This window comes from Frankia umida, from assembly GCF_023242945.1.
GTDB lineage: Bacteria > Actinomycetota > Actinomycetes > Frankiales > Frankiaceae > Frankia > Frankia umida.
Genome location: NZ_JALKFT010000088.1, coordinates 1 through 1,642, shown reverse-complemented (window position 1 = coordinate 1,642; position 1,642 = coordinate 1). Strand labels below are relative to the sequence as shown.

Here is a 1,642-nt window from a genome sequence, read left to right as displayed (position 1 = left end):
GTCCAACTCGCCGAGGGTCGTCCCTGGATGCCCGCAACCACCTAACCGAAGATCAAAGCGATACCTGACCAGTTACATGGAGAATACCTACGAGAAGTTTAGCTGGGTCATAGATTACGGTGCGGACGACAACGGCTACTACCTCTTTGTGAAGTCTCGCTCCTTGGAAAACGTTCTAGCGAAGTATGGAATTACACCCGAAGTACTGACGGAGCGCGTTATATCTGAAGTTGTTCCGATCGACATGAACTCGACGATATGCTATGTGGCGGTGATGCCTGCTTCATCCACCGACTGGGTCGCGATTAGCGAACATGGCACTCGTTTTCCGAGCTACGAGCTTCTGGAACCTGTGTCCAGGGGCACGATAGCAATCCAATGTGGATTCCCATGGGGCATGCCAAGAGTTAGGGTGGCCTTCGATGGTCTAACGATACGCGACTTCGATACGGCTCACTACAGCTCCGACGGCGCCCTTCCCGAAGAAGCGGAGCTACCATTCGAAAATGCTGGTCCCCAGGCGGCCCTCATGTTCATTGAACGCATCGCGGGCATCGAGATGACACCTCAGTGGATGCTCGGGCCATTCCCTACGGCAGTCGCGCGACCCGAATAAACCCTCCCCATAGTGCCAATGTTACGGTCGCCGCCGCTATCCGCCCAGCTTGAATAAATTGGGGTAGCCTCACGCGGCCCGCGCCTGGTGTCGGGAGTTCGACCTCGCCGACACCCGTGGCCCCTATGTCATCGAGTTCGACCGGCTCAACTGGGGCGACACCGACCTGGAACCGTCGGTACGGTTCATCGACCTGCTGCCGCGCGCCCCAGCCCCGGACCATCCCGCCGTGGTACGCGCGCTACGCGAGGTCGGACTCCTCGCCGATGCCGCCCACCCGCCCCCCGGCTCGGTCCGCGCCCGACAAGCTGCGGGTGGCGGCCGGCTCGTGCGCGCGGGCGGCGACGGCTGGAGCCTGGTGGCCAACACCGCCCCCTGCAGGCCATGGCGACAGCCCAGGCCAACATGTCATCCCATGATCTGGTCATCGACCAGGCCCGCCGGGCGATCGAGGAGAGCAACGCCAAACTCGTCAACTACCGGGCAGCCCTGGACGCCGGCGCGGACCCCGTGGTCATCACCAGCTGGATCGCCCAGGCCCAGGCGGCGAAGACCGCCGCCGAACGGAACCTCCGCGAGGCGCGGAGAACACAGACACAGGCGCTGAGCCACGAGGAGATCGCTGCCTTGGTCGAGGACCTCGGTGACATGGCCAGCGCGCTCGGCGAAGCCGAGCCTGCAGAGAAGGCCGACCTGTACCGCCAGCTCGACCTTCGGCTGACCTACCAGCCATCCACCAACACAGTGAAGGCCGAGTTGAAGATCAACCCGGCCTACCGTGGGGTAATGGAACGTGTCCGAGGGGGGACTCAGCCACTGCGCACACGCCCTTGACCTGTGCGTCGCATCCTGGTCGTCCGGCCAGCAGCCGACCGGTAACAGCCCGCGGACCTGTCGCACGCCGCGGCTCACCGACCACGTGTGCTCCGTTGCACGGGATTCCCTCGGCTCGGAGCCTGTCAATCCCGGTGAGACATCAGGCTGCTTGGTTCGTGGGTAGCGCCTCCTCGGTCTCGATGATCGCTG

Annotated in this window: 2 protein-coding genes; both read left to right on the top strand. The window is 63.2% G+C overall.

Features of this window, described 5'->3' with window-relative positions; genetic code table 11:
- A partial coding sequence (locus tag MXD59_RS25885; RefSeq protein ID WP_248827180.1) for a hypothetical protein occupies positions 1 to 616 on the top strand: 616 nt, incomplete at its 5' end.
- Between the two features lie 405 nt (positions 617 to 1,021).
- On the top strand, positions 1,022 to 1,450 hold the full coding sequence (locus MXD59_RS25880) for a hypothetical protein (RefSeq protein WP_248827179.1): 429 nt from the start codon (positions 1,022 to 1,024) through the stop codon (positions 1,448 to 1,450).
- Positions 1,451 to 1,642: the final 192 nt, after the last annotated feature.